Below are 26,126 nucleotides of genomic sequence, written 5' to 3'. Positions count from 1 at the left end.
GATAGGGTAATGAAAAAGACAATTTCTCAGATTGTATCCGACCGCATTCTTATTTTGGACGGAGCAATGGGTACAATGATCCAACAATATAATCTCACAGAAGAAGATTTTCGTGGCGAGCGTTTTGCGCATATTCCCGGACAGTTGAAAGGAAATAATGATTTATTGTGTCTGACACGTCCCGATGTAATTCAAGATATTCATCGTAAGTATCTGGAAGCAGGTGCGGATATTATTGAAACCAATACATTCAGTTCGACTACGGTTTCTATGGCAGATTATCACGTGGAAGAATATGTGTGTGAAATAAATCTTGCAGCTGTAAAACTGGCGCGTGAACTGGCTGATGAATATACTGCAAAGAATCCTGATAAACCGCGTTTTGTAGCCGGTTCCGTTGGACCTACCAATAAGACCTGCTCTATGAGTCCGGATGTGAACAACCCGGCTTATCGTGCCTTGACTTATGATGAACTGGCGGCAGCTTACCAACAGCAAATGGAAGCTATGCTTGAAGGTGGAGTGGATGCCATTCTGATTGAGACGATATTTGATACGTTGAATGCCAAGACCGCTATTTTTGCTGCAGAACAAGCTATGAAAGTAACAGGTGTTGAGGTGCCGGTCATGTTATCTGTTACCGTGTCTGATGTAGGCGGAAGAACATTGTCCGGTCAGACGCTGGATGCATTTCTTGCTTCTGTGCAACACGCCAATATCTTTTCTGTCGGTTTGAACTGCTCGTTCGGGGCCCGACAGTTAAAGCCTTTCCTTGAACAGTTGGCTGTCCGCGCACCTTATTATATAAGTGCTTATCCGAATGCGGGTTTGCCGAACAGTCTCGGCAAGTATGATCAAACTCCTGCGGATATGGCCCATGAGGTGAAAGAATATATCCAGGAAGGATTAATCAATATTATCGGTGGTTGTTGTGGAACAACGGATGCGTATATTGCCGAATATCCGGCTTTGGTAGAAGGTGCCCGACCGCATATACCGGCTCCTAAACCTGATTGTATGTGGCTTTCCGGCCTTGAGCTGTTGGAAGTGAAACCGGAAATAAACTTTGTAAATGTCGGAGAACGCTGTAATGTGGCCGGTTCGCGTAAATTCCTTCGTCTGATAAATGAAAAGAAATATGATGAAGCGTTGTCTATTGCCCGTCAACAGGTAGAAGACGGAGCTTTGGTGATTGACGTCAATATGGATGATGGATTGCTGGACGCTAAGGCAGAGATGACAACGTTCCTCAATCTTATCATGTCCGAGCCGGAGATTGCACGTGTACCTGTGATGATCGATTCCTCTAAATGGGAAGTTATCGAAGCCGGATTAAAATGCCTTCAGGGGAAATCGATCGTTAACTCTATTTCTCTGAAAGAAGGCGAAGACAAATTCCTTGAACACGCCCGGATTATCAAGCAATATGGAGCTGCGGCCGTAGTAATGGCTTTTGATGAAAAAGGACAGGCTGACACTGCTGCGCGTAAAATAGAAGTTTGCGAGCGTGCTTATCGTCTTTTGGTTGATGAAATAGGTTTTAACCCTCACGATATTATTTTCGATCCGAATGTGCTTGCCGTAGCTACGGGTATCGAAGAGCATAACAACTATGCGGTGGACTTCATCGAAGCTACCGGTTGGATTAAGAAAAACCTTCCCGGAGCGCATGTCAGCGGGGGAGTAAGTAACCTTTCTTTCTCTTTCCGTGGTAACAATTATATCCGTGAAGCCATGCACGCTGTGTTCCTTTACCATGCCATACAGCAAGGAATGGATATGGGGATTGTGAATCCGGGAACTTCTGTACTTTATAGTGATATACCGGTAGATATTCTTGAAAAGATAGAGGATGTTGTCTTGAATCGTCGCCCCGACGCTGCCGAACGCCTGATTGAACTGGCGGAAGCTTTAAAGGCAACTTCTGGCGAAGCTGCCGGACAACAGGCTGTGAAGCATGATGCATGGAGGGATGAATCCGTTCAGGAACGTCTGAAATATGCTTTGATGAAAGGTATCGGAGATTATCTCGAACAAGACTTGGCAGAAGCATTGCCACTCTATGATAAAGCAGTCAATGTAATTGAAGGTCCGTTGATGGACGGAATGAATTATGTAGGCGAGCTTTTCGGTGCAGGAAAGATGTTCCTGCCTCAAGTGGTGAAGACTGCCCGTACAATGAAGAAGGCTGTTGCTATTCTGCAACCGATTATCGAGTCGGAAAAAGTAGAAGGAACGACTTCTGCCGGAAAGGTATTGCTTGCCACAGTGAAAGGTGATGTACACGATATCGGTAAGAATATTGTTGCCGTGGTAATGGCTTGCAATGGCTATGAGATTGTCGACTTGGGAGTAATGGTTCCCGCAGAGACTATCGTTCAGCGCGCTATTGAGGAAAAAGTAGACATGATAGGTCTTAGTGGCCTGATTACTCCGTCTCTGGAGGAAATGGCCCATGTAGCTATCGAACTGGAGAAAGCCGGACTGGATATACCTCTTCTGATTGGTGGAGCTACTACGTCTAAGATGCACACGGCGCTGAAAATTGCTCCGGTCTATCACGCTCCGGTGGTGCACCTTAAAGATGCTTCCCAGAATGCAAGTGTCGCTTCCCGTTTATTGAATCCGCAATTAAAGGCTGAATTGGTAAATGAACTGGAGGCGGAATATGAGGCACTTCGTGAAAAGAGCGGATTACTGCGCCGTGAAACCGTTTCACTGGAAGAAGCACAGAAAAATAAGTTAAACCTATTTTAAAACAGTGTCACAATGAAAAAGATTTTCTCTTTCTTATGCCTCTTCATGGCAATAGTTGCAATGAGTTCATGTTCTTCTGCAAAAGAAGAAAAAGGAACGTCCGGAACCGGAAATGCTGCATTGGATAATATCTTTGAGCGTAAAAGCGTACGCACTTATCTGAATAAGGGAGTGGAGAAAGAGAAGATTGATTTGTTGCTTCGTGCCGGAATGGCTGCCCCTTCGGGTAAAGACGTCCGTCCGTGGGAATTTGTCGTTGTGTCCGACCGTGCCAAACTGGATTCAATGGCTGCCGCACTTCCGTATGCCAAGATGTTGACGCAGGCTCGTAATGCAATTATTGTTTGCGGTGATTCCGTGAAATCTTCCTATTGGTATCTGGACTGCTCTGCTGCTGCCCAAAACATCCTTTTGGCTGCCGAAAGTCTGGGATTTGGTGCTGTGTGGACAGCCGCTTATCCTTATGAAGACCGTATGCAGGTGGTGCGTAAATATACCGGTCTGCCTGAGAATATCCTTCCGCTTTGTGTCATTCCGTTCGGTTATCCCGCTACCAAAGAGAATCCGAAACAGAAATTTGACGAGAAAAAGATACATTATAATCAGTATTAGTAAACAAAAGTTTTGTCTTTTCAATAATTTCCTTACATTTGCGTCTGAATTAATTAAAATCTGATACGCAAATGTTTGGAATAGACGACCCTTTTATAATTCTGCCCTACCTGCTTTCGGTAGTATGTGTGATTTTTGCTGCCTGGTTCGGGCTGAAATACTGGAATAAGGACGACGAAAAAGACGAAACACGATGAATACATTTACACTCAGTTTGATTGTGATAGGCTATCTGCTATCACTTGCTTATCTTGGTTTTTTAGGGTATAAAAAGACAACGAGTACCAGTGACTATCTGGTAGGCGGGCGTCAGATGAATCCTATCGTTATGGCACTTTCTTATGGTGCCACGTTTATTTCCGCATCTGCTATTGTGGGCTTCGGGGGAGTGGCTGCCGCTTTTGGTATGGGTATCCAGTGGCTCTGTTTCCTCAATATGTTTATCGGGGTTGTTATTGCTTTTATCTTTTTTGGTTTGCGCACCCGGCGTATGGGGGCTAAACTGAATGTCAGTACTTTCCCGCAATTGTTAGGACGTCATTTTCGCTCACGTAATATCCAAGTCTTTATTGCTGCTGTGATTTTTATAGGGATGCCGCTTTATGCCGCAGTTGTGATGAAGGGCGGAGCCGTATTTATCGAACAGATCTTTCAGATAGACTTCAATATCTCTTTATTGATCTTCACGCTGGTGATTGCCGCTTATGTGATTGCCGGAGGAATGAAGGGAGTGATGTATACGGACGCTTTGCAGGCAGTCATTATGTTTGCTTGTATGTTGTTCCTGCTTTTCTCTTTGTATCAGGTGCTTGATATGAACTTTACGGAGGCTAATAAGGAACTGACTGCTATTGCTCCTCTGGTTCCGGAAAAGTTTAAGGCATTGGGACATCAGGGGTGGACTGCGATGCCTGTCACGGGTTCTCCACAATGGTATTCGTTGGTTACTTCTCTTATTCTGGGTGTTGGAATCGGATGTCTGGCGCAACCGCAGCTAGTAGTCCGTTTCATGACGGTGGAAAGTAGCAAGCAGTTGAACCGTGGTGTGTTTATCGGTTGTTTCTTTTTGATTATAACCGTAGGTGCTATTTATCATGCCGGAGCATTGAGTAATCTTTTCTTTCTGAAAACAGAAGGGGCGATTGCTACGGAAGTCGTACAGGATATTGATAAGATTATTCCATATTTTATTAATAAGGCAATGCCCGATTGGTTTGCCGCACTATTTATGCTGTGCATCCTTTCGGCAAGTATGTCGACGTTGAGTTCACAGTTTCATACAATGGGTGCGTCGGTCGGCTCGGATATTTATGGTACGTATAAGCCTCGCTCCCGTGGCAAACTCACGAATGTGATTCGTTTGGGAGTGTTATTCTCTATCTTGGTCAGCTATATTATTTGCTATATGTTGCCCCATGATATTATTGCCCGTGGAACTTCTATTTTTATGGGAATCTGTGCGGCAGCTTTCCTCCCTGCCTATTTCTGTGCGCTCTATTGGAAGCGGGCGACGAAACAAGGGGTAATAGCGAGTCTTTGGGTAGGAACTCTTGGAAGTCTTTTTGCTCTGGTATTTCTACATCAGAAAGAATCGGCTGCATTGGGTATCTGCAAGGCGTTGTTCGGACGGGATGTACTGATAGAAACATATCCGTTCCCGGTGATTGACCCGATATTGTTTGCATTACCTTTATCAGTCCTGGCTATTGTCGGAATCAGTCTGTTGACTTACAAAAAGTATTAGGCTTTAATTTTCTTCTTATAAGATTCGTACCGTGACACAATGTCACGAACGAAGTTATAAGTTTCTATACCACGGAAATACCCGTTTTTGCAGACAGGATCAGTGAAGTATTCTTCATTGCTTTTAAGCAGGATGAAATTTTCTACATTATCTTTCCACACCAGTTTGTTCTTTCCGTATTTCTCTGCCAATGCCATGGCATCATAGATATGTCCTAAACCGGCATTGTAAGAAGCGAGGATAAAATTGAGGCGTTCTTCTTTATCGGGAATCATACTGAAACTGCGGTCGGTAGCGGCAATATACTTGATAGCTGCCTTTACGCTTTCTTCCGGATTCTGTTCCTTTCCCGGAGGTACTCCCATAGCCCGGGCGGTGGCAGGCATTAGTTGCATTAAGCCTTTGGCTCCTGCCCATGAAACAGCTGTTGTGTCAAAATTGGATTCCGTATAAGCTAATGATGCAAGCATACGCCAATCCCAGCCGATTTCTTTGGAGTATTTTCTGAACAAATCGTCATAATGGGATATTTTTCCTTCTTTTAATGAAAGGATAGGAGAGTGGGGCATCATTTTACTGTTTTCAAAATAACGTTTCATACTCGCTGTATAAGCCGGAGAAGTCATGTTCTCCTGATGCCATTTTGTAGCTGCGGCTGCCAGTTCGGGACTGTCTTTTCGTACAGCCCATGAAGAACGTTGGTCGAAACTGACGGACAAATCGATATTCAGATTAGGATAGTAGGTCTTGTTCAGTTTCGCTAAGTCATTGTCGGCTACCGTATAGGGAATTTTACCTTGTGCTACTTGCGTGATCAGGTCTTCCACAGTAATACTGTCACTGGTAACTTTGTGGATATGAATACCTCCTCCCAGTTCATTATTCAGATTGACAAGCCGGTCGTAATATTTCCCCGGCTTAACATATATGTCTTTTCCTACCAGCTCGGTTACATCTTTCAGAGACTTGCTTTTTCCCTGTTGCACAATCACTTGATGAGTAATGATATCTTCCCCGCAATAGAGGATACTGTCTTTCCATTCTTTTGTGATAGGCAGGTTGTAGGCAATCATATCTCCTTCGCCAGCCAATAACTTGCGGATTAATTCATCCACACTGTTGGCAACTTCAATCCTGAGCTTCAATCCCATACTTTTGGCGAATTGCTCACTAAGTTCGTATTGAAAACCCATTTCCTGTCCACGATAGTTGAAATATGAAGTTGAACTGTAAAGCGTCAATACAACCAATTCTCCGCTATCTTTTATCTGCGAAAGATCGCGTACATTTTCATTCACCTTGTTATGTTGTTTATTTCGGCAACCTAACATGCAGCAGAACAACACAAGGAGTAGAGGGATAATCAGGTTTTTGGCATTCATATTTGACGTTTTACTTCTCATTTTCAACTTACCATTCTCAACCCCTTAAGTGCTTCTTGATGTACATTGTCAGTATATCAATGGCTACTTTATTGCTTCCGCCTTCGGGTACGATAAGATCGGCATAGCGCTTGCAAGGTTCGATAAATTGCAGGTGCATGGGCTTGAGAACGCGTGTGTAACGTTCCATTACAGCTTCTGCCGTACGTCCCCGTTCGATAACGTCTCTTTGAATAACACGTATCAGGCGTTCATCCGGATCGGCATCTACAAATATTTTGAGATCCATTATGTTGCGTAGTTTCTTATCGCATAAAGCAAGAATCCCTTCAATGATAACTACTTCGCGAGGTTCAATATGAATTGTTTCGGGCTGGCGGGTACAAGTCAGATAGGAATAGGTTGGTTGTTCGATGCTTTTTCCTTCTTTCAGCATCATGACATGTTTGGAGAGCAAACTCCACTCAAAGGCATCCGGATGATCGAAGTTAATGTTCTGGCGTTCTTCCACCGGGACGTGACTACTGTCTTTGTAGTATGAATCCTGAGGTAACAATACTACCTCCCCTGCAGGAAGGCTTTCTACAATTTTTCGTACGACGGTGGTTTTTCCGGAGCCTGTTCCGCCTGCTATTCCTATAATTAACATCTCTTTAAGTGTATATTTAAACCAAATAGAGTAAATTTGCATTGTTTATGCAGTGCATTGACCAGGCAAATATAGAAACAATTCATTAAAATAACAACGTAATGGTAAAACACATTGTATTATTTAAGTTAAAAGACGAAGTTTCAGCAGAGGAGAAACTTGTAGTCATGAATAAATTTAAGGAGGCAATAGAAGCGCTTCCGGCTAAAATTCCGGTGATCCGTAAGGTTGAAGTCGGATTGAATATGAATCCCGGAGAAACGTGGAACATAGCGCTGTATAGTGAATTTGATACGCTGGAAGATGTGAAATACTATGCGACGCATCCCGACCATGTGGCAGCCGGAAGGATTTTGGCTGAGACAAAGGAAAGCCGTGCGTGTGTAGATTATGAATTATAATCCCCTAATTATTGAAAATGAAAAAGTTAATTTCTTCACTGCTTTTAAGCTTTGTTGTATGTGTTTTGCAAGCGCAGATCAAAGATCCGGTAAAGTTCAAGACTGAGTTCAATACTCTTTCTGACACGGAAGCGGAGATTGTATTTACCGCTGCCATTGATAAAGGGTGGCATGTGTATTCTACCGAACTTGGAGACGGCGGACCTATTTCTGCAACGTTTAATGTTGATAAAACGTCTGGCATAGAGCTACTGGGAAAGCTGAAACCGGTTGGCAAAGAGGTCGCCACTTTCGACAAGTTGTTTGAAATGAAGGTGCGTTATTTTGAGAATACGGCTAAATTCATTCAGAAGGTGAAGCTCACAGGTGGAGCTTATGAAATAGAAGGTTATCTGGAGTATGGAGCTTGTGACGATGAAAGTTGTCTTCCTCCTACTGAAGTGCCGTTTAAGTTTTCCGGAGTAGCGAAGACAGCTAATGCTGCTGCAGCTAAAGCGGAACAACCGGAAAAAAAGGAAGTTGAGAAAAAAGAAGAGGCGGCTCCTGTTGTTTCTAAGGATACTGTAGCTATGATGGAACTGGTTCCTGCCACTACAACAGATGCATCTACGGGGATTCAACCTGCCGTTGCATCCGGTGAACTCTGGAAACCGGTCATTAGTGAACTGCAAGCGTTAGGTGAAGAACATACGCAGGGAGATATGTCCTGGATTTATATTTTTGTGACAGGTTTCTTAGGCGGACTATTAGCTTTGTTTACTCCGTGTGTATGGCCGATTATTCCTATGACGGTCAGTTTTTTCCTGAAACGTAGTAAGGACAAGAAGAAAGGGATTCGTGATGCGTGGACTTATGGTGCGTCTATTGTTGTGATTTATGTGGCATTAGGCTTGGCTATTACATTGATCTTCGGTGCCAGTGCGTTGAATGCCTTATCTACTAATGCAATTTTCAATATTCTCTTCTTCCTGATGTTGGTAGTTTTTGCCGCTTCGTTCTTCGGAGCATTTGAGATTACATTGCCTTCGAAGTGGAGTAATGCGGTAGATAGTAAAGCGGAATCGACTACGGGATTACTGAGTATTTTCCTAATGGCATTTACACTTTCGTTGGTGTCTTTCTCTTGTACAGGTCCGATTATCGGATTTTTGTTGGTACAGGTTTCCACAACGGGAAGTATAGTAGCTCCGGCAATTGGAATGCTGGGATTCGCCATTGCTTTGGCGTTGCCGTTTACTCTTTTCGCTTTATTTCCATCGTGGCTGAAATCTATGCCGAAATCGGGAGGTTGGATGAATGTGATCAAGGTAACACTGGGTTTCCTTGAACTTGCATTTGCACTTAAATTCTTATCGGTTGCCGATTTGGCTTATGGCTGGAGACTGCTTGATCGTGAAACTTTCCTTGCTTTATGGATTGTTATTTTTGCTTTACTTGGATTTTATCTGTTGGGTAAGATCAAGTTCCCGCATGATGATGATGATAATAAGGTAGGTGTTACCCGCTTCTTCATGGCACTTGTTTCTTTGGCATTTGCGGTATATATGGTTCCTGGTCTATGGGGAGCACCGTTGAAAGCTGTCAGTGCGTTTGCTCCGCCTATGCAGACGCAGGATTTCAATTTGTATAAGAATGAAGTACATGCCAAATTTGACGATTATGATTTAGGAATGGAGTATGCACGTTTGAATGGTAAGCCTGTAATGCTCGACTTTACCGGATACGGTTGTGTCAATTGTCGTAAAATGGAGGCTGCTGTTTGGACTGACCCGAAGGTGAGCGACTTAATTAATAACGATTATGTATTGATAACTCTCTATGTAGATAATAAAACTCCGCTGACCGAACCTGTGAAGATTGTCGAGAACGGAACAGAACGTACCTTGCGTACTGTCGGTGACAAATGGAGTTATCTGCAACGTGTGAAGTTCGGTGCCAATGCACAGCCTTTCTACGTATTGCTGGATAATCAGGGAAAACCGTTGAACAAGTCGTATGCTTATGATGAAGATATTCCCAAGTATATCGAGTTTCTGCAAACTGGATTGGAAAATTACAAGAAGGAGAGATAATCTCCTTCTTAAAGGTTCTTCTTCAAATTTGCTGGTAAGGTGAATTAGTAAAATAATGATTTGCTAGCTTATAGTCGATAGTATCCTCCATTCTCCTCCTTCGGGAAGGAGGAGTCCCCGTAGGGGGAGGTGGTAGGTGAATGTGTAAGTGAACTGCCCCCAATAGTTAGACACAAAACTATTGGGGGCAGTTCATTCTTTTTGAGGTAGCCTCACTATTGTCAAGTATGTTTTCTACCAGTTTCTTTTCACTGTACGATAGCCGTAACCGATAATCACAAGGAAACAGATAAAAGGTAGAATGAATGAAACGTTGACTGCCGGCAACCAACCGATTTCTTTCATATCAATAATGCTTGCTTGCAATGGAGGAAGAATAGAACCTCCGAGAATAGCCATAATAAGTCCGGCTGCTCCGAATTTTGCGTCATCTCCAAGACCTTTTAAGGCAATACCGTAAATAGTGGGGAACATTAGAGACATGCAGGCGGATACGGCTACCAGGCAATAGAGTCCATAAATATTTTGAAGGAAGATAGTACCTAAGGTGAAAATTCCTCCGAAAATAGCCAGAATCATTAATAATTTTCCTGCATTCAGATAACGCAGAATGAAAGTACAAATGAAACGGCTGATACAGAAAATAATCATTGCTATGATATTGTATTGCTGCGAAAGCACTTCCGCACTCTTTTCGTCCATGCCGAATTCCGGTGACATAAACAGGCGGGTACCATATTGGATTATAAAAGTCCAGCACATGATTTGTGCACCTACATAAAAAAACTGAGCAATCACACCTTCGCGATAACGTGTTTGGGTGAAAATACGTTTTAATGTCGGGAAGAAGTCTATTTTATGGTTCTGATCTCCGTTCTTTGGCATTTTTACGAATCGTATCAAGAGAAGCATAGCTACGATAATCAGACCGATGATAAGATAAGGGGCGATTAGCACTGCAAGACCGCTCTCTTTGATTGCCTGAAATTCACTCTCATTGAGTAAAGCACGTTCTTCAGTACCCATTGGATGTAATTTGGCTTGAATGAATTGCATGGCTACATACATTCCGAGCAATGAACCCATTGGGTTGAAAGATTGGGCAAGATTCAAACGTCTTGTGGCAGTATCTTCTGTTCCCATAGAAAGAATGTATGGATTACAGCTTGTCTCCAGAAATGAGAGTCCGCAAGTCAAGATAAAGTAAGCTATCAGAAACGGGTAATATTCTCCTGTCATTTTAGCAGGGAAGAATAGGAATGCTCCAAAAGCATACAGACCAAGACCTAGCAGAACACCTGCTTTATAAGAATATTTGCGGATGAACATGGCAGCCGGAAAAGCCATGGCAAAGTAGCCTCCATAAAAAGCGACTTGTACTAACGCTCCGCCGGTAGCACTCATCCGGAAGATTTTGGAAAATGCCTTTACCATTGGGTTGGTGATATCGTTTGCAAATCCCCATAACGCAAAACAAGAAGTGATGAGAATAAAAGGGATAAGATAATTGATGCCATCTTTTGACAGGATGGACTGTTTGATGTGTTTCATGGTTCTTTTGGGATATTTTTAGGTATTATATAAATGGAACATTCTCTCCATTGGTTTCCATTTTTCCGCGGAACTCATTCCGGGAGCGGCTTGTTGGAAGATAGCCATGTATTCCTCCCATTCCTGTTGGCGGGGAAGAGTATTCAGGCGTGCCATTGCTGTGTCCCAGTCGAAGTCAACGGGAGTTTCGACAATCATAAACAAGCGTGTGCCAAGAATATAGATTTCCATTTCGAGGATGCCTACTTCCCGGATACCTGCAAGGATTTCAGGCCATGCCTCCGCTTGACTATGTCTTTTCCGATATTCGGCAATCAATTCCGGAGAATCGCGTAAGTCAAGAGTCTGACAATATCTTTTGACTGGGACGCTGTAAGATTGGACCTGATAACCGGTTTTAGGTGTTTCCATATACTTTTTATTTTTTAGGATAATATACTTGAGGTGTGACACTTCGGCTTACAATCTCTCTTAATTCCCGGAGGTCGGAAATTTCTCCCTTAGCCATTGCTTGTGTCAGAATATTACCTATGGCAGTAGCCTCGACAGGACCGGCGTAAACAGGGATATTGAGTGCATCGGCTGTAAGCTGGTTGAGTAATTTATTCTGCGAACCTCCTCCAATGATGTTTAATTGGCGGATCGGGGAGGGGAGACAATGGTTAAGCTTTTCTACTGCCTGTTGGTATTTGAATGCTAATGATTGGAGTACACATTTAACGGTTTCCGCTTTGCTTTGAGGTATGTGCAGAGAGTGATCCCGGCAATAATTCATAAGAGCAGTCTCCATATTTTCCGGATTCATGAATTCCGGAGCGTCAACAGGGATGATTGTATCAGTTTCCACTTCGGCAGCTTGTGGTATGATTGTATCATAATGTTGTTCTTCTCCACGTGCTTTCCATTCACTCATCAAGCGTTGTAGAATCCATAGTCCTGTGATATTTTGCAGGAAGCGGATGCGGCCTCCAACACCTCCTTCATTGGTGAATTCGGCTTTCCGTGCTTCTTCTGTCAATATCGGTTCATTGACTTCAACGCCCAAAAGCGACCACGTACCGGAACTTAGAAAAGCAATAGGAGTTTTTGTCGCCGGAACGGCTGCAACGGCACTGGCTGTGTCATGAGAACCTACGGCTATTACATCTACTGCACCCAGTCCGGTTTCCCGTGCAATATCCTCTTTTAAAGTACCTCTGATAGTTCCCGGTTGGATAATTTCACCAAACAGATGCTCGGGAAGTTCTAATGCACGAATTGTTTCTTGTGACCAGTTTCGTCGTTTTGCGTCAAGTAATTCCGAAGTGGAAGCGATGCAATATTCATTATTGGCTATTCCGGTCAGGAAGTAACTGAAAAGGTCGGGCATGAACAGAAGTTGGTGGGCAATCTCTAATTGGGGATCCCGGTTCTGTTTCATACTATAAAGTTGGAATAGCGTGTTGATAGCCATGACCTGTATTCCGGTAGTAGTATAGTGTTGCTGTTCATCCAGAACCTTGAATACCTTTGCCGGCATTCCGTCTGTTCTTGCATCCCGGTAACAGATAGGGTTACTTAGCAAATTTCCATTTTTATCAATCAATCCGAAATCTACGCCCCACGTGTCGATACCAATTCCCTTGACGGCATATCCTTTTTGGGCAGCCAGCTTCAGTCCGGTTTTCATGTCTTCGAATAGGGCAGGAAAATCCCAGTAGACATGATTTCCTAATTTTACCTGACGGTTGGAGAAGCGGTGAACTTCTTCCAGTTCCAGCTTTCCATGGAGAAGGGAGCCGGCGATAATTCGTCCGCTACCTCCTCCAAAGTCTGCTGCTAAGTATGTGTTTTTAATGTTGTCTTTCATGGTATGGTATGTACGGATACTATTTTGTTTTCTTTCCTAATACATAGATTTCCAAATCTTCTATTTCTGCCGGTGTCAATACTGAATAATCGCCTCCGGACTGAACAATAATACGGCAAGCCATTTCGAAGAAGGTAGCTCGTTCGTACACTTGATTAAAGTCTTTTCCGCAGACAACTTGTCCGTGGTTGGTCAATAAGACGGAGTTGTGTTCCAACATGGCTTCAACTACTGCTTTGGCCAGTTCGGGTGAGCCGGGACGATAATATGGAATCACAGGTATTTCTGAACCTACATGGCAGGGAATTTCTGCTGTTACATTAAAATTAGTCGGCTTGTTTTTCATGCAGGAGATAGCCGTGGCATACTCCGACTGGAAGTGAAGTACCACATTTACATCCGGGCGTTCGCGGAGAATACCCAAATGGAAAGTACTTTCCATAGAAGGTTTTACACCATTAGTCGGTGTTCCGCTTGCTATATTGCAGATAGAGACTTTTTCCTTGCCAAGGGTAGGAACCCAAGAACCTGTACCGGAAATTAATGCTTCTTCACCAATCCGCCAGGAAAGGTTTCCGCTACTGCAAAGCATAAGTTTTGCATCACCGTAGCGATGTGCTTGTTCAATGAACTGTTCGATATGTTCGTTAGTTATCATGATTGCAAAGATAAATTATTTATAATAATAGTAACTCAAAATAGGTTAGAAAAATGGGTATTTAGGGACATACTCCCCCGGTAAGGTTTCCTTGCAGGGGATTGTCATTGCAGGCACGGATTACACGGCTTTTAGAAATATGAAAGCAACAGCGTAATCCGTGCCTGAAAATTATTTGTAGATAGGACCGTAGGTTGCACAAGCTCTATAGTCTGCTCCTTCTTTATCCATACCGAAGGCATTCCATGCAGCCGGGCGGAACATTTCGTCTTCTTCTACATTGTGCATGCATACCGGAATTCGAAGCATCGAAGCAAGAGTAATCAGGTCTTGACCAATGTGACCGTAGCTGATTGCTCCATGGTTGGCTCCCCAGTTATTCATTACAGAATACACATCCTTGAAAGCCGGTTTGTCGCATAAACGGGGAACAAACCAAGTAGTAGGCCATGTAGGATCTGTACGCATATTCAGTTTTTGGTGGATTTCCGGGTCGATCTCGACAGTCCAACCTTCTGCAATTTGAAGAACGGGACCGAGGCCTTTAATTAGGTTCAGACGCATCATAGTTACAGGCATACCACCTTTTGACAAGAAATTAGATGAAAAACCGCCGCCACGGAAGTAATCACGGTCTGCCGGATACCAGGTCGTTGCTTTAAGGCAGTTTTCTACATCTGTGTCAGTCAGGTTCCAAGGTTCTTTCATTACCGGATTTCCTTCTGCATCCAATGATTGTCCCGAACCGTCTAGGGTTGTTGCTCCGGAGTTGATAAGGTGGATAATACCGTTGGCGGCCAGCCCTGTCAGTTCTTTGCCGGTTACACGTTTCACAGCTTCGGGGCTCCAGTAAGTACGTACATCAGAGAATATTTGAGCACGGTTGGTCAGTAAGTGTCCGAACAGCATTGCCACACCGTTGCAGGCATCGTTCTCGGTAGCTACCACGAATGCTTCGCGGATACCGTTCCAGTCGAAGGAAGTATTCAGCAGAGCTTCGGGATAGTCGCCATTAGGATAGAAGTCAGTCCATTGGCGTTGTCCTTGGAAACCGGCTGCAATAGCATTGTGCCCTAATGCTTCTTCTTTGAAGCCCATTTCTTTCAGTTTAGGATTACCGGTCATCAGGTCGCGCATGATAATCATCATCTTCACGATAAATTCCCAGTCTTTATCTTTCTCTTCGCGGTTTTTACGTTTTTCGGGACGATTTTTGAAGTCATCGCCTTCGTTTACTTTGCAATGCTTTTCTGTCCATGCCATTGCTTTTTCATATTCTTCGTGGTCATAGATACCTTCTTCCATGCGGCGGATGATTTCTGTCAGGTCGACAGACTCATTACGCATTCCCAGGTATTCCTGGAAGAAATCAGGATTAACGATAGAACCGGCAATTCCCATAGATACGCTACCCATTGACAGGTAAGATTTGCCTCTCATTGTAGCTACTGCCTGTGCGGCGCGTGCAAAACGAAGAATTTTTTCCGCTACATCTTCGGGAATGCTGTTATCGTCCAAATCCTGTACGTCATGTCCATAAATGCCGAATGCAGGAAGTCCTTTTTGTGCGTGTCCTGCCAATACTGCTGCAAGATATACTGCTCCCGGACGCTCTGTTCCATTGAATCCCCATACAGCTTTCGGGTAATGAGGGTTCATATCCATAGTTTCCGCACCGTAGCACCAGCAAGAAGTTACGGTAATAGTAGAACCTACACCTTCTCTTTCGAACTTTTCAGCACAGGCTGCGCTTTCAGCAACACGGCCGATAGTGCTATCGGCAATCACGCATTCCACAGGGCTTCCGTCACCGTTTTTCAGATTACTGCTAATTAATTCGGCTACTGCTTTAGCCAAGTTCATTGTCTTTTCTTCAAGGCTTTCACGAACGCCACCCTGGCGACCGTCGATAGTGGGACGAATCCCGATTTTCGGATACTTTTTCATGGTTTCTTAATTTTTTTATTTAGTAAATAACATCTGTGCTGAGCTGTGCTGATTGTGCGGCAAAAAAAATCAGAGTGACTTTCGAAGTCGCACTTCAGTAGGCATGTACTTTTGTATCGGGACATTGTTGAGTACGAAGTTTGCCGCTTCATTTCCCACCATTTCCCAGTCAATACTTAATGAAGTAATTCCTTCATCGATGACCTCGTATGAAGGAATATCATTATATGCTAACAGACCGAAATCTTTTCCGCATTTCAGTCCTGCCAATCTTCCTTGTTTTACTACCTTTACTACATCTTGCTGTTTGATAGCAATGTATACAGTCCCTTTGCGGACCGTCAGGTTCTCGATATCTTCCTGTATTTCATGCAAGAAGCCTTCTTTTTCACAGAAACGTGTGAAATACTCCTTACTACTCTGAGGGTGTTTCAAACCTTTAGAAAACAGGAAAACGATTTGAAGATATTTCTGCATTCTTTCTTTTAGTGTAAATAATGCTAGATAGAATGAATCATCGAAATCCTGACAGATATACGAGTATTTATCTTTCTCAAATTTTCCGAAATCAAGGAGTAATAACCTGGAAGGATTGATTTTATTCAGAGCTGTGCTGAACTTTTCGTTATCGAAGTTCATCACTATATATTTTTTATACTTTCCTATGGATTCACGGATGATAGTATTGAAAAGCCGTTCATTGTATTGGTGGAATAACAAGTCTACTTTATAGTTGATAGGCAAATGTTTTATGAAACTATTGTATAAGGCCTCTTTGAAAGGAGTATATTCGTCAAGTAATAATAGGATATTGGTTACCTGACTGGTCACATAGTATCCTTTTCCCGGTGTAGAGTCTATCAGACCCCGTTCGCGTAAATCCAGAAAGGCTTTAAAAACAGTATCCCGTGATACTCCATATTGTGCACTTAACTGATTGATAGAAGGCAAGGAATCTCCCTCACGAAATTCTTTCATGGAGATTGCCTGGCTGAGCGTGTCTGCCAATTGTGTGACTTTGCTCGAGTGTTGGCCGAATGTTGCTTTCTTATCAGTTCGTCTCATCCTTATTTATTATTGATAACTGTGCTGAACTATGCTGATGCAAAGAAAGGAATTTTATTCTAAATAGGAGAAATAATTTACTATGTTTTATAGCATAAAGAGGATAATTTCACATGACGTAACATAGAATCTGCTATTTGTAGATTATCAGGTCTCTGTATAAAACCTCAGTTTCTCTCGTGTTGAAACAAAAAAATCCCCTCCGGCGAACCGGAGAGGATTTATAGCTTTTCCTTGTTTCTTGTTCGGAATCTGCCGAATTTATTCAGCAGCAGCTTCTGTTGCAGGAGCTTCTTCTGCCGGAGCAGCAGTTTCTTCTGCAGGTGCTTCAGCGGCAGCTTTTTCAGCAGCTTCAGCAGCTTTCTTTTCAGCGAGTGCTTTTGCTTTCACTTCGTTGATTTTCTTTTCTGCTTCCAGGCGTGCTTTGGCTTCAGCTTTCTTAGCTTCGTCTTGTTTAGCTTTCAAAGTAGCCAGACCTGACTGTTTGTTGCTTTTCCAAGCTTCGAATTTAGCTTCTGCTTCTGCTTCTCCAAATGCACCTTTTGCTACACCGCCAAGAAGATGTTTCTTCATGTATACACCTTCGCGAGAAAGGATGTTACGTACAGTGTCACTTGGTTGTGCACCTTTCAGTACCCAAGCCAATGCAGCGTCGAAATTCAAATCTACTGTAGCAGGATTGGTGTTAGGGTTGTAAGTACCAACTCTGCTGTCTGCAATTACAATTGAATAGAACGCGTAACTTTTACGTCCGTGTCTCTGCAATCTGATTCTAGTTGCCATTTTTAATAATTGTTTTTAATTAATGATTTGAATTATGCTACTAACTCGTAATAGCGGGCGCAAAGATACGGCTTTTCTTTTGATTGACAAATATTTCTGTTCTTTTTCTTTATGAATACCGTTTCGGATAACGGAATAAGATAGCGAGCAGGGCGCAAGCTCCCATTGTAAACGGATAATAAAGATTGCCGATGATACTGATAGGAGAGATATTGGCTAATCCGGCAGCAATCAGCATTTGTGCCCCGTATGGGATAATTCCCTGTATCAGACAGGAGAAAGTGTCGAGGATACTTGCAGTCTTTCGCCGGTCAAGGTGGAATTTCTGCGCAATGTCTTTGGCTATCGGTCCTGTTGTAATGATGGCTATTGTGTTGTTGGCGGTACATAAGTTGGCGATACTTACTAAAGCGGCAATACTTAGTTCCGCTCCCCGCTTTCCGTTGACGTGGAGGGTTAGTTTCCGGATAATAAAGTCAATACCACCATTGTAGCGGATTGTTTCAAGCATTCCTCCGGCCAGTAAAGTAATGATTATCAGTTCGCCCATGCCCGTAATGCCTGTTCCCATAGCTCCGAACCAGTCGAACACATCAATACTTCCGGTAGTAATACCGATAATACCACTTGTCAGGATACCTATGATTAATACGAGCATAACGTTCATTCCGGCAACGGCTGTTCCCAATACTATTATATAAGGTATAACTTTTATCCATTCGATAGTCTGTACTTGGGTGGGAGCAGTGATGGACAATCCGTGGAAAACATAAATACCCAGCACGATAATAGCTGCCGGGACGACAATCAGGGAATTTACCCTGAACTTATCACGCATCACACATTCCTGAGTTTTTGTTGAGGCGATTGTAGTGTCGGAGATAAACGATAAATTATCTCCGAAAAAAGACCCTCCGACAACAACTGCCACCATGAATGGGAGAGCAATCTCTGTCTTTTCGGCTAGTCCTACGGCAACAGGAGTGAGGGCAACGATTGTTCCTACACTGGTTCCTATGGATAGGGAGATGAAGCAGGCGGCTATAAATATTCCTGCTAACAGCAGATTGTCGGGAAGAATATGCAGAGTCAGGTTGACGGTGGCATCAATAGCACCCATTTGTTTGGCACTTTGCGCAAAGGCACCGGCGAGAATGAATATCCATATCATCAGGAGGATATTCTTATTGGCAGCTCCTACGGAGAATTGGTAAATCCGCTGGTCCAGTGTCAAGCCGCGCGTGATAGCAATCGCGTAGCAGGAAGAAACAAGAAAAGCGACAGTGATAGGTACCTTGTAGAAGTCGTTGACGAGAATGGAAGTTACCAGATAGAGGCAGAGGAACACGAACAACGGACTTAATGCCCACCAGCTACCGGAACGGTCGTTATGTATTTTTTCTTCGGTCATAAATGAGATTAGTAATATTTGTTTGAGCTGCAAAGATAGTAAGGAAACACATAAGTAGTATAAAAGGCTCAGATTTTCATCTTTTCTTTTTCCGTTTGAGCCTTTCCTTTTTCGGTTTCGGAAATTTAAAGTTGGGCGCTTTTCTTTGTTTCCTCTATTTTCGTACCGTTGATAATATAACTAATGTAGAATAGAATGACAACGACTAATTATTCAATGTGTATGCTTTTTATCTGCCTGTTTGCGTCGTGCGGAACAGGAGAAAAGAGGACTGATGAATCAATACGGATAAAAGTGGCAGAAGTAGAAATGTCGGTTCCTTCCTCGGAACGTGAGTTTTCGTTTATTTCGAAACCATTCAAGGAGACGGAACTATCTTTTCGGGTAGGCGGTCCTATTGACCGTTTTGAGGTATATGCCGGTAACTATTATCAGCGTGGGGATATCATTGCTGAAATAGACTCTCGTGATTTCCGTATCCGTAAAGAACGTGCAGAGGCTATCTATAATCAGGCAAAAGCGGAATTTGAACGGATAAGAGTGTTGTATGAGAAAAATAATTTATCTGCCAGCGCTTATGAAAAAGCACGTGCGGATTATACTTCTGCTAAGACTGCTTTTGAGACAGCGACAAATGAGTTACATGATACGCAGTTGATTGCACCTTTTGACGGATATGTCGGGGAAGTGTATATCGAGAAATATCAGGATGTGAAAGCGACTCAACCTGTCATCTCCTTTATTGATATTACTCAATTAAAGATAGAAGCTTATGTCACACAGGATATTGCACTTCAGGCCGGAGAAATCAAAGAAGTAAGTGTGCGCTTTGATATAGGTTCTGATGTTGTATATCCGGCGAAAGTGGTAGAAATTTCCAAAAGTACTACCCGGAATAACCTGTCTTTCCTGATGACGGCATTATTACCCAATAAACAGGGTGAATGGCCGGCGGGCGTTTCCGGAAAGGTTTTGCTTGATCTTCCTTCTCCTTCAACGACATCCATGATAACCATACCGCAAACAGCTCTCAATCATCGTCCTACTGAAGGAGATTATGTCTGGACGGTAGATAATGCTGCCGGAAAAGTCTCGAAAAGAAAGATTGTTTTAGGTGAATTACTTCCGAATGGGAAAGTGGAAGTGAAAGGTGGATTACAGGCTGGAGAAACGGTAGCTGTCAGTAAATTGCGTTTCCTTTCAGAAGGAACATCTGTAGAAATCATGGCTCAGAAACAAGGAATGCCGGTCACTGCTCAAAAGTAAATTTGAAAGTATGAAGTTTGTGAAATATTTCTTGCAGAAAAGGTCGGTGACTATTCTGCTCTTACTATTAGTCTTAGGAGGAGGACTACTTTCCTATGTCAAAATGGGAAAGTTGGAAGATGCTCCGTTCACTATAAAACAGGCATTGGTATTAACTCCATATCCGGGTGCTTCTCCTTCCGAGGTACAATCACAAGTGACTGATGTGCTGGAAGAATCCATACAGTCTTTAGGTGAATTGTATTATCTTAAAACAGAAAACCGGGCAGGACTTTCCAAGATAACGGTTTATGTGAAGAAGGAAATTCGTGCGGATGAAATGCAGCAACTGTGGGATAAACTCCGTCGGAAGGTTAATGATGTACAATCTAAGCTACCGGCTGACGCAGGTCCGTCCGTAGTAAACGATGACTTTGGCGATGTGTTGGGTGTCTTTTATGGGCTGACTGGTGAAGGATATTCGTATCGGGAACTGGAAGAACAGGCAAAACTCATTAAAAACGAACTGTTGAAAGTAAAGGACGTAGCCAAGGTCGAAATTTATGGTGTACAACCTCCGACGATTGATGTTATTCTCACCCCTTCCGTCATGGCGCGAAGCGGTATTACTCCTTCGGATATTTCCCGTGCTTTCGAGGCCCAAAACAGAGTAGTAGATGCAGGAGGTATTGATGCGGGTGTAAACAGAATACGGATTGAATCTACCGGAAATTTTTATTCTTTGGATGATATCCGGAATCTGACTATCGTATCACGTACGGGAGAGCATTTTCGATTGGCGGATATTGCAGAGATTAAGGAAAGTTATCAGACGCCTCCGAGCAATAAAATGCGGATTAATGGGAGTCCCGCGGTGGGTATTGCCATATCTACCGTACCGACTGGGAATGTCGTAAATATGGCGGAAGCTGTAAAAGGTAAAATTGAGCAATTTTCGGAGACAATGCCCGAAGGCTTTGAGTTACAGACAATTTACGACCAAGGTTACGAGTCGGCTGTGGCAAATCAAGGTTTTATCTGGAATTTGATAATTTCCGTTGTGACGGTAGTTGCCATTCTGTTGTTTTTTATCGGATTCAAAAATGGTATCCTGATAGGTAGTGGTCTGGTCTTTTCCATTTTTGCAACGCTGATTGTGATGTTGGCTCAAGGGATAGCTTTGCAGCGTATGTCACTGGCTGCAATTATTATTGCAATGGGAATGCTGGTGGATAATGCCATTGTAGTATCCGATTCGGCATTAGTCAATATGCAACGGGGGATGCGCAAGCGAGTGGCCATAATGCGAGCTTGTTCCTCAACTGCATTACCGTTATTAGCGGCAACAATTATCGCAATTTTAACTTTTTTACCTATATATTATTCACCGCATATAACCGGTGAGTTGTTGTCATCCTTAGTTGTAGTTATCGGCGTTTCGCTGATGTTCAGTTGGGTCTTTGCGCTGACGCAGACTCCTTTCTTCATTCAGGAGTTTGTTCGTCGGCCAAGACCCGACGAACTAAAGGATGCTCTTTTTGCAGGTAAATATTATGATAAGTTTCGTACAGCATTGAGGTGGGTGATTTGTCATCGGTATGCAACAATAGGATGCATGGTTGTGATGATGTTGCTAGCGGCTTGGAGTTTCAAGTTTATTCCCAAGGTGTTTATACCGGCGTTGGATAAACAGTACTTCACATTGGATGTATGGTTACCCGAAGGGACAAAAATAGAAGAAACGGACCGTCAGGTAATGGAAATGTCGGAATATATCCGTGGGCAGGAGGAAACGGAAATAGTATCTACTTATATAGGAAGAACTCCGCCACGTTATTACTTGTCTAATGTATCTTTTGGACCTCAGTCCAATTATGCACAAATATTGGTAAAATGTAAAACGTCAGAACTTTCCCGTCAGTTGCATACCCGGTTACAAGATTCGATTTCGCTGAAATATCCCGAACCTCTGATTAAAGTGAATAAGTTTGAATTGAGTCCTTTGACGGAGGCCGTCATTGAAGCCCGTTTTCTTGGCCCGGACCCTGCTGTACTTGATTCATTGGTGGGACAAGCTATTGAAGTGATGCGACGAAATCCCAAAGTAGCGGATGCACGTAATGAATGGGGAAATATGTCGTTGGTAATTCGCCCGGTTTATGATCCTGTGAAGGCGGGTGCATTAGGTATCACCAAGGCTTCGATGATGCAATCAGTGAAATCAATCAATGACGGTCTGCCTGTTGGTATCTACCGGGATGATGAGAAAAAGGTACCCGTTTTGTTGAAATCAGGTGATGTGGATATTACTGATGTCAATGCATTGGGAGATTTCTCAATTTGGAATGGAGAAAGATCGGCTCCGCTTTCGCAGGTCACGGAACGAATAGAAAGAAGTTGGGAATTTCCTCAGGTACGGACATATAACCGGCAACTTTCAATGGCTGCCATGTGTGGGGTGAAACCGGGCTACACCATGTCCGAGGTACATGGAGAAATACGGAAAGAAATAGAGAAAATCCACTTACCGGAAGGATACACCTTCTTTTGGGATTCTCAATATAAAGATCAAGGGGAGGCGATGCAGGCTATTGCGAAATATTTTCCGTTGGCATTTCTTGCATTGATAGTCATTTTGGTGGCCTTGTTCGGCAATTTTCGCGAGCCGGTTATCATTCTTTGCATTCTGCCTTTGTCTTTGATAGGAATTGCTGTTGGTATGTTGCTGACAGGGTTTGATTTTGGATTCTTTCCGATAGCCGGCTGGTTAGGTTTGCTTGGGATGATAATCAAAAATGTAATTGTGCTGATTGATGAGATAAATGTTCAACATCGGAGTGGAATTGATTTATATACATCCATTGTTGAGGCTACTGTTTCCCGAACCCGTCCTGTATTAATGGCTGCTACAACAACGATTTTCGGTATGGTGCCATTGTTGTTTGATGTTGCTTTCGGGGGAATGGCTGTTACTATAATTTTCGGATTGACATTTGCTACGGGATTAACGCTTTTTGTCACCCCCGCCTTATATTCCATGTTTTATAAAGTAAAAGGAAAATGAAGATGAGAAAAGGAATATTTAACCTGTTGTTTTGTACTTTCGTCTTTTTGTCTTTGCCGGTTCTTGCACAACAAAGCACATTGCTGGAGAAATATCGGACTATGGCATTGGACTATAATCACGATTTGAAAGCAGCGGAAAAGAATATCGCTGCCAGTATGGAAGTAGAGAAATCTGCACGTGCCGATTTGAAACCGAAACTTTCCGGTGCTGCCAGTTTTCAATACACCGGAAATCCTATGGAACTAACTTTGGATATTCCTTCCATAGGGTTGTCGAAAACAGTGGAAGGAAAGAATTTAAACTATGGAGGTTCTCTGTCTATTTTACAACCGGTTTATACGGGAGGGCGTGTACTGGAGTCCATCCGTATGGCGCAACATCAGCAGGCCTTGGCCGGTAATCAGGCGAAAGCACTGAATGATGCTGTTTGTTACCAAACGGATATTCAGTATTGGAGTGCCGTTGCTCGGCAGGAAATTGTTGGTGTCGCCGAAGACTTTCGCAATTCGATAGCAGCCTTGGTTAAAACAATAAAAGAAAGGGTAGAAGTAGGACTCGTTGACCCACAGGACCTGTTAATGGCAGAAGTGAAGTTAAATGAAGCGGAATATCAATTACTTCAGGCGCAAAGTAATTTTGAAACAGGCAGAATGGCATTAAACTCAATGATTGGTGTCCGGCTGGAACAGCCTACGGAGTTGGATGCGCAGATACCGATAGTAGTTGTCAGCGATTCTCTGTGGTTATCTACCGGGATGGGACGTCCGGAAATACAAATGGCTTATGACAAAATTCGTATTGCTGAGAGCACAAAAAAACTGAATGATTCGCAATTCAAACCTCAATTCTATGTGGGAGTAGAAGGTAGCTATTCATCTCCCGGATACAATTTCAAGAAAGATTTAGATCCAAACTACGCTGTTTATGCTAAAGTGTCCGTTCCTATTTTTGAATGGGGAAAACGGAGAAGCGAGAAGCGTGTTTCTTCCTTCCGTATCGGAATGGCGGAAGATAATCTAAATAAAGTCGTAGACCAGGTGGAATTAGAAGTGAGTGTAGCGCGTAAGGCATTGTCACAGGCTATTGAACGTGTTCGTTTGAGTGAAAGTTCGCTGGCTAAAGCAGAAGAAAATGAGACAAAAGCAGTAGAACGCTACAATGAAGGAAAAGTTTCGGTGGTGGAAGTGATTGATGCACAAACCTATCGGCAGACTTCGCAGGTGAACTATGTACAGGCAAAAGCTGCTGCACAAGGACATTATTCGGAATTAATAAAAGCGCTCCATAGTTATGATTATCGCTAAAAAGCAGTAACTTTGTGTGAAAAGAATCGTATGAATATAAAATTGAACCGTATATCATATAGTGCGCTGTTTTCAGGGCTAGGCGTTTTCTCTTTTTTCCTGCTAGCCAACTATGCGGAACTTTCCGATAGAGTATCGGATGCGTTATATTCGGTAGGAATGTTTCTGTTTTTTATTCTTGCGTTCAATTTGCTCGGATATTCTACTATTCGGCTGACTACATGGGTAGATAATCAGTATTCGGTGAATATTCATCGTCGTTGGAAACTGATTTTTATTTATACAATGGTGATGTTGATGTTTTTTCTGCTCAATTATGGATTGTTGGTAACTGCCAAATTCTTGGTCGGTGCTTCACATCCTTTTGTTTTTCCTAATGGCGGGTGGCGTATCTTGATATTAGTTTGGTTGGTGGAACTGGTGATTTTAGGTTTGCTGCTTGCCAACCGTTCTATGCAGCATACCCTCAAATTGCAGAAACAGGCGGCTGCTTTGCAGGAAGAAAATAACATAGCACGCTATACAGCTCTTCAAAACCAGCTAAACCCCCATTTTCTGTTTAATAGTTTGAATACGTTGATTTCAGAAATCAGATATAATCCTAAAAATGCAGAACTCTTCACACAACATCTTTCCGACGTATATCGTTATACTCTCCAGTGTCAGAATCAGCGATTGGTGACGTTGCAGGATGAGCTTGGTTTTCTTGATTCATATATTTTTCTTCATCAAGTTCGTTTGGGTGATTGCATTTATGTCCACAACAATGTGCCGGATGAGTGGAAAGAGATGAAGATGCCGCCTTTGACGCTTCAGCTATTGGTCGAAAATGTAATCAAGCATAATGTGATCCATTCGGGGAAACCAATGGTTATCGAGTTGTGTAATGTAGAAGAACCTCCGACTCTGATAATCTGTAATCCGATTCGGCCAAAAAAATGCGGAGTCGTTTCGGGAATGGGGCTGAAAAATCTTTCCGCCCGCTATAAGCTCCTTTGTAATCAGGATATTGTGATAGAAAATGAATCTGATAAATTTACCGTAAAAATTCCCTTGCTTTCATGAATAAGATAAAAGCTGCAATAATAGAAGATGAAGTGCCGGCGGCACGTTTGCTACATGAGATGATACAGTCGCTTCGCCCGGATTGGGAGGTGATGATTCTGCCCGGTACTATCGAAGAATCCGTTGAATGGTTTCGTGTGAATCCTCATCCGGAACTTTTATTTTTGGATATTCAGTTGACGGACGGTAATTCATTTATGTTGATTGAACAAGCTCGGCCGGATAGTATGATTGTTTTTACCACCGCTTATGACGAGTACGCTGTCCGTGCTTTTGCGGTGAATAGCATTGACTATTTACTGAAACCGATTCATCAGGAACGTTTATTGCAGACTATCGAACGTTTCGAGAGTCTCACAGAGAAATATATCCGTGATTTTAATCGGGAGAGCCGGATACTGGAGGTGTTGGAAAGTTTGTCTGATACGCAGAAGCTTCCGGTAGTAGAGAATAAAAAATATCGCACTCGATTTCTTATTTCTTCCGGTAATAAACTTTTTACTTTGGCGGTAAGTGATGTTGCCTATTTCTATTCGGAGAACAAGCTCACTTTTGTAGTTACCA

General features: G+C 42.9%; 21 protein-coding genes. 11 read left to right on the top strand and 10 right to left on the bottom strand.

Annotated features, from left to right (window positions below):
- The first annotated feature begins 9 nt into the window (after positions 1-9).
- From metH to BHV72_RS00465, 4 genes are all read left to right on the top strand, one after another.
- Positions 10-2,757 (top strand): methionine synthase, encoded by a 2,748-nt coding sequence (metH, locus tag BHV72_RS00480; protein WP_286853422.1) that lies wholly within the window; start codon positions 10-12, stop codon positions 2,755-2,757.
- Between the two features lie 12 nt (positions 2,758-2,769).
- Positions 2,770-3,369: a nitroreductase family protein gene (locus tag BHV72_RS00475; RefSeq protein ID WP_258908437.1), complete on the top strand. Its 600-nt coding sequence runs from the start codon at positions 2,770-2,772 to the stop codon at positions 3,367-3,369.
- Between the two features lie 71 nt (positions 3,370-3,440).
- Entirely contained in the window at positions 3,441-3,566 is a 126-nt protein-coding gene (locus BHV72_RS00470; RefSeq protein WP_004296931.1) for a symporter small accessory protein, read from the top strand.
- Positions 3,563-5,113 carry a sodium:solute symporter family protein gene (locus BHV72_RS00465; RefSeq protein WP_005677732.1) on the top strand — a complete coding sequence of 517 codons (1,551 nt, stop codon included), beginning with the start codon at positions 3,563-3,565 and terminating at the stop codon, positions 5,111-5,113. The genes BHV72_RS00470 and BHV72_RS00465 overlap by 4 nt, the downstream gene beginning before the upstream one ends.
- Here BHV72_RS00465 and BHV72_RS00460 read toward each other — a convergent pair.
- Entirely contained in the window at positions 5,110-6,495 is a 1,386-nt protein-coding gene (locus BHV72_RS00460; RefSeq protein WP_005680524.1) for an MltF family protein, read from the bottom strand. The genes BHV72_RS00465 and BHV72_RS00460 overlap by 4 nt on opposite strands.
- Before the next feature lie 37 nt (positions 6,496-6,532).
- Complete coding sequence (gene udk / locus BHV72_RS00455; RefSeq protein WP_032838031.1) at positions 6,533-7,144, bottom strand: uridine kinase; 612 nt, start codon at positions 7,142-7,144, stop codon at positions 6,533-6,535.
- A 101-nt stretch (positions 7,145-7,245) separates the two neighbouring features.
- Here udk and BHV72_RS00450 point away from each other — a divergent pair, with 101 nt between their 5' ends.
- A complete protein-coding gene (locus tag BHV72_RS00450; protein ID WP_005677737.1) occupies positions 7,246-7,545 on the top strand; it encodes a Dabb family protein in 300 nt (99 codons plus the stop codon).
- A 17-nt stretch (positions 7,546-7,562) separates the two neighbouring features.
- Positions 7,563-9,617, top strand: coding sequence for a protein-disulfide reductase DsbD family protein (locus tag BHV72_RS00445; RefSeq protein WP_005677738.1), 2,055 nt, complete (start codon positions 7,563-7,565; stop codon positions 9,615-9,617).
- Positions 9,618-9,851: 234 nt separating this feature from the next.
- On the opposite strand, the gene fucP is transcribed toward BHV72_RS00445, so the two are convergent.
- The 8 genes from fucP to BHV72_RS00405 form a co-directional block, all read right to left on the bottom strand.
- Positions 9,852-11,168, bottom strand: a complete 1,317-nt coding sequence (fucP, locus tag BHV72_RS00440) for an L-fucose:H+ symporter permease (RefSeq protein ID WP_286853391.1) — start codon at positions 11,166-11,168, stop codon at positions 9,852-9,854.
- 18 nt (positions 11,169-11,186) lie between these two features.
- A complete protein-coding gene (locus tag BHV72_RS00435) occupies positions 11,187-11,579 on the bottom strand; it encodes an L-rhamnose mutarotase (RefSeq protein ID WP_005677742.1) in 393 nt (130 codons plus the stop codon).
- A 7-nt stretch (positions 11,580-11,586) separates the two neighbouring features.
- Entirely contained in the window at positions 11,587-13,017 is a 1,431-nt protein-coding gene (locus BHV72_RS00430) for a rhamnulokinase (RefSeq protein ID WP_149921712.1), read from the bottom strand.
- A gap of 19 nt (positions 13,018-13,036) precedes the next feature.
- On the bottom strand, positions 13,037-13,675 hold the full coding sequence (locus tag BHV72_RS00425) for a class II aldolase/adducin family protein (protein WP_005677744.1): 639 nt from the start codon (positions 13,673-13,675) through the stop codon (positions 13,037-13,039).
- A gap of 171 nt (positions 13,676-13,846) precedes the next feature.
- On the bottom strand, positions 13,847-15,622 hold the full coding sequence (gene fucI, locus BHV72_RS00420; protein ID WP_022043309.1) for an L-fucose isomerase: 1,776 nt from the start codon (positions 15,620-15,622) through the stop codon (positions 13,847-13,849).
- Between the two features lie 69 nt (positions 15,623-15,691).
- Entirely contained in the window at positions 15,692-16,687 is a 996-nt protein-coding gene (locus tag BHV72_RS00415) for a GntR family transcriptional regulator (protein ID WP_005677746.1), read from the bottom strand.
- A gap of 261 nt (positions 16,688-16,948) precedes the next feature.
- The gene (locus BHV72_RS00410; protein ID WP_286853386.1) at positions 16,949-17,470 is read right to left on the bottom strand and encodes a 30S ribosomal protein S16; all 522 of its coding nucleotides are present in this window, start codon (positions 17,468-17,470) and stop codon (positions 16,949-16,951) included.
- A 109-nt stretch (positions 17,471-17,579) separates the two neighbouring features.
- Positions 17,580-18,881: a Na+/H+ antiporter NhaC family protein gene (locus tag BHV72_RS00405; protein WP_122264086.1), complete on the bottom strand. Its 1,302-nt coding sequence runs from the start codon at positions 18,879-18,881 to the stop codon at positions 17,580-17,582.
- A gap of 195 nt (positions 18,882-19,076) precedes the next feature.
- On the opposite strand from BHV72_RS00405, the gene BHV72_RS00400 reads away from it, so the two are divergent.
- The 5 genes from BHV72_RS00400 to BHV72_RS00380 all read left to right on the top strand — a co-directional run.
- Positions 19,077-20,147 (top strand): efflux RND transporter periplasmic adaptor subunit, encoded by a 1,071-nt coding sequence (locus BHV72_RS00400; RefSeq protein WP_122134510.1) that lies wholly within the window; start codon positions 19,077-19,079, stop codon positions 20,145-20,147.
- 10 nt (positions 20,148-20,157) lie between these two features.
- Positions 20,158-23,190: an efflux RND transporter permease subunit gene (locus tag BHV72_RS00395; protein WP_122140652.1), complete on the top strand. Its 3,033-nt coding sequence runs from the start codon at positions 20,158-20,160 to the stop codon at positions 23,188-23,190.
- A gap of 2 nt (positions 23,191-23,192) precedes the next feature.
- On the top strand, positions 23,193-24,497 hold the full coding sequence (locus tag BHV72_RS00390; protein ID WP_373587319.1) for a TolC family protein: 1,305 nt from the start codon (positions 23,193-23,195) through the stop codon (positions 24,495-24,497).
- Between the two features lie 36 nt (positions 24,498-24,533).
- The gene (locus BHV72_RS00385; protein WP_032838032.1) at positions 24,534-25,562 is read left to right on the top strand and encodes a sensor histidine kinase; all 1,029 of its coding nucleotides are present in this window, start codon (positions 24,534-24,536) and stop codon (positions 25,560-25,562) included.
- Positions 25,559-26,126, top strand: a 568-nt coding sequence (locus BHV72_RS00380) for a LytR/AlgR family response regulator transcription factor (RefSeq protein ID WP_286853368.1), incomplete at its 3' end; no start/stop codon positions are given. The genes BHV72_RS00385 and BHV72_RS00380, both read left to right, overlap by 4 nt.

Origin of the sequence: Bacteroides sp. 43_46, from assembly GCF_001915455.1 — a bacterium.
Classification (GTDB): Bacteria; Bacteroidota; Bacteroidia; order Bacteroidales; family Bacteroidaceae; genus Bacteroides; species Bacteroides caccae.
Note: the sequence above shows the minus strand (reverse complement) of the source record. Positions and strands in the feature narration are given on the sequence as shown.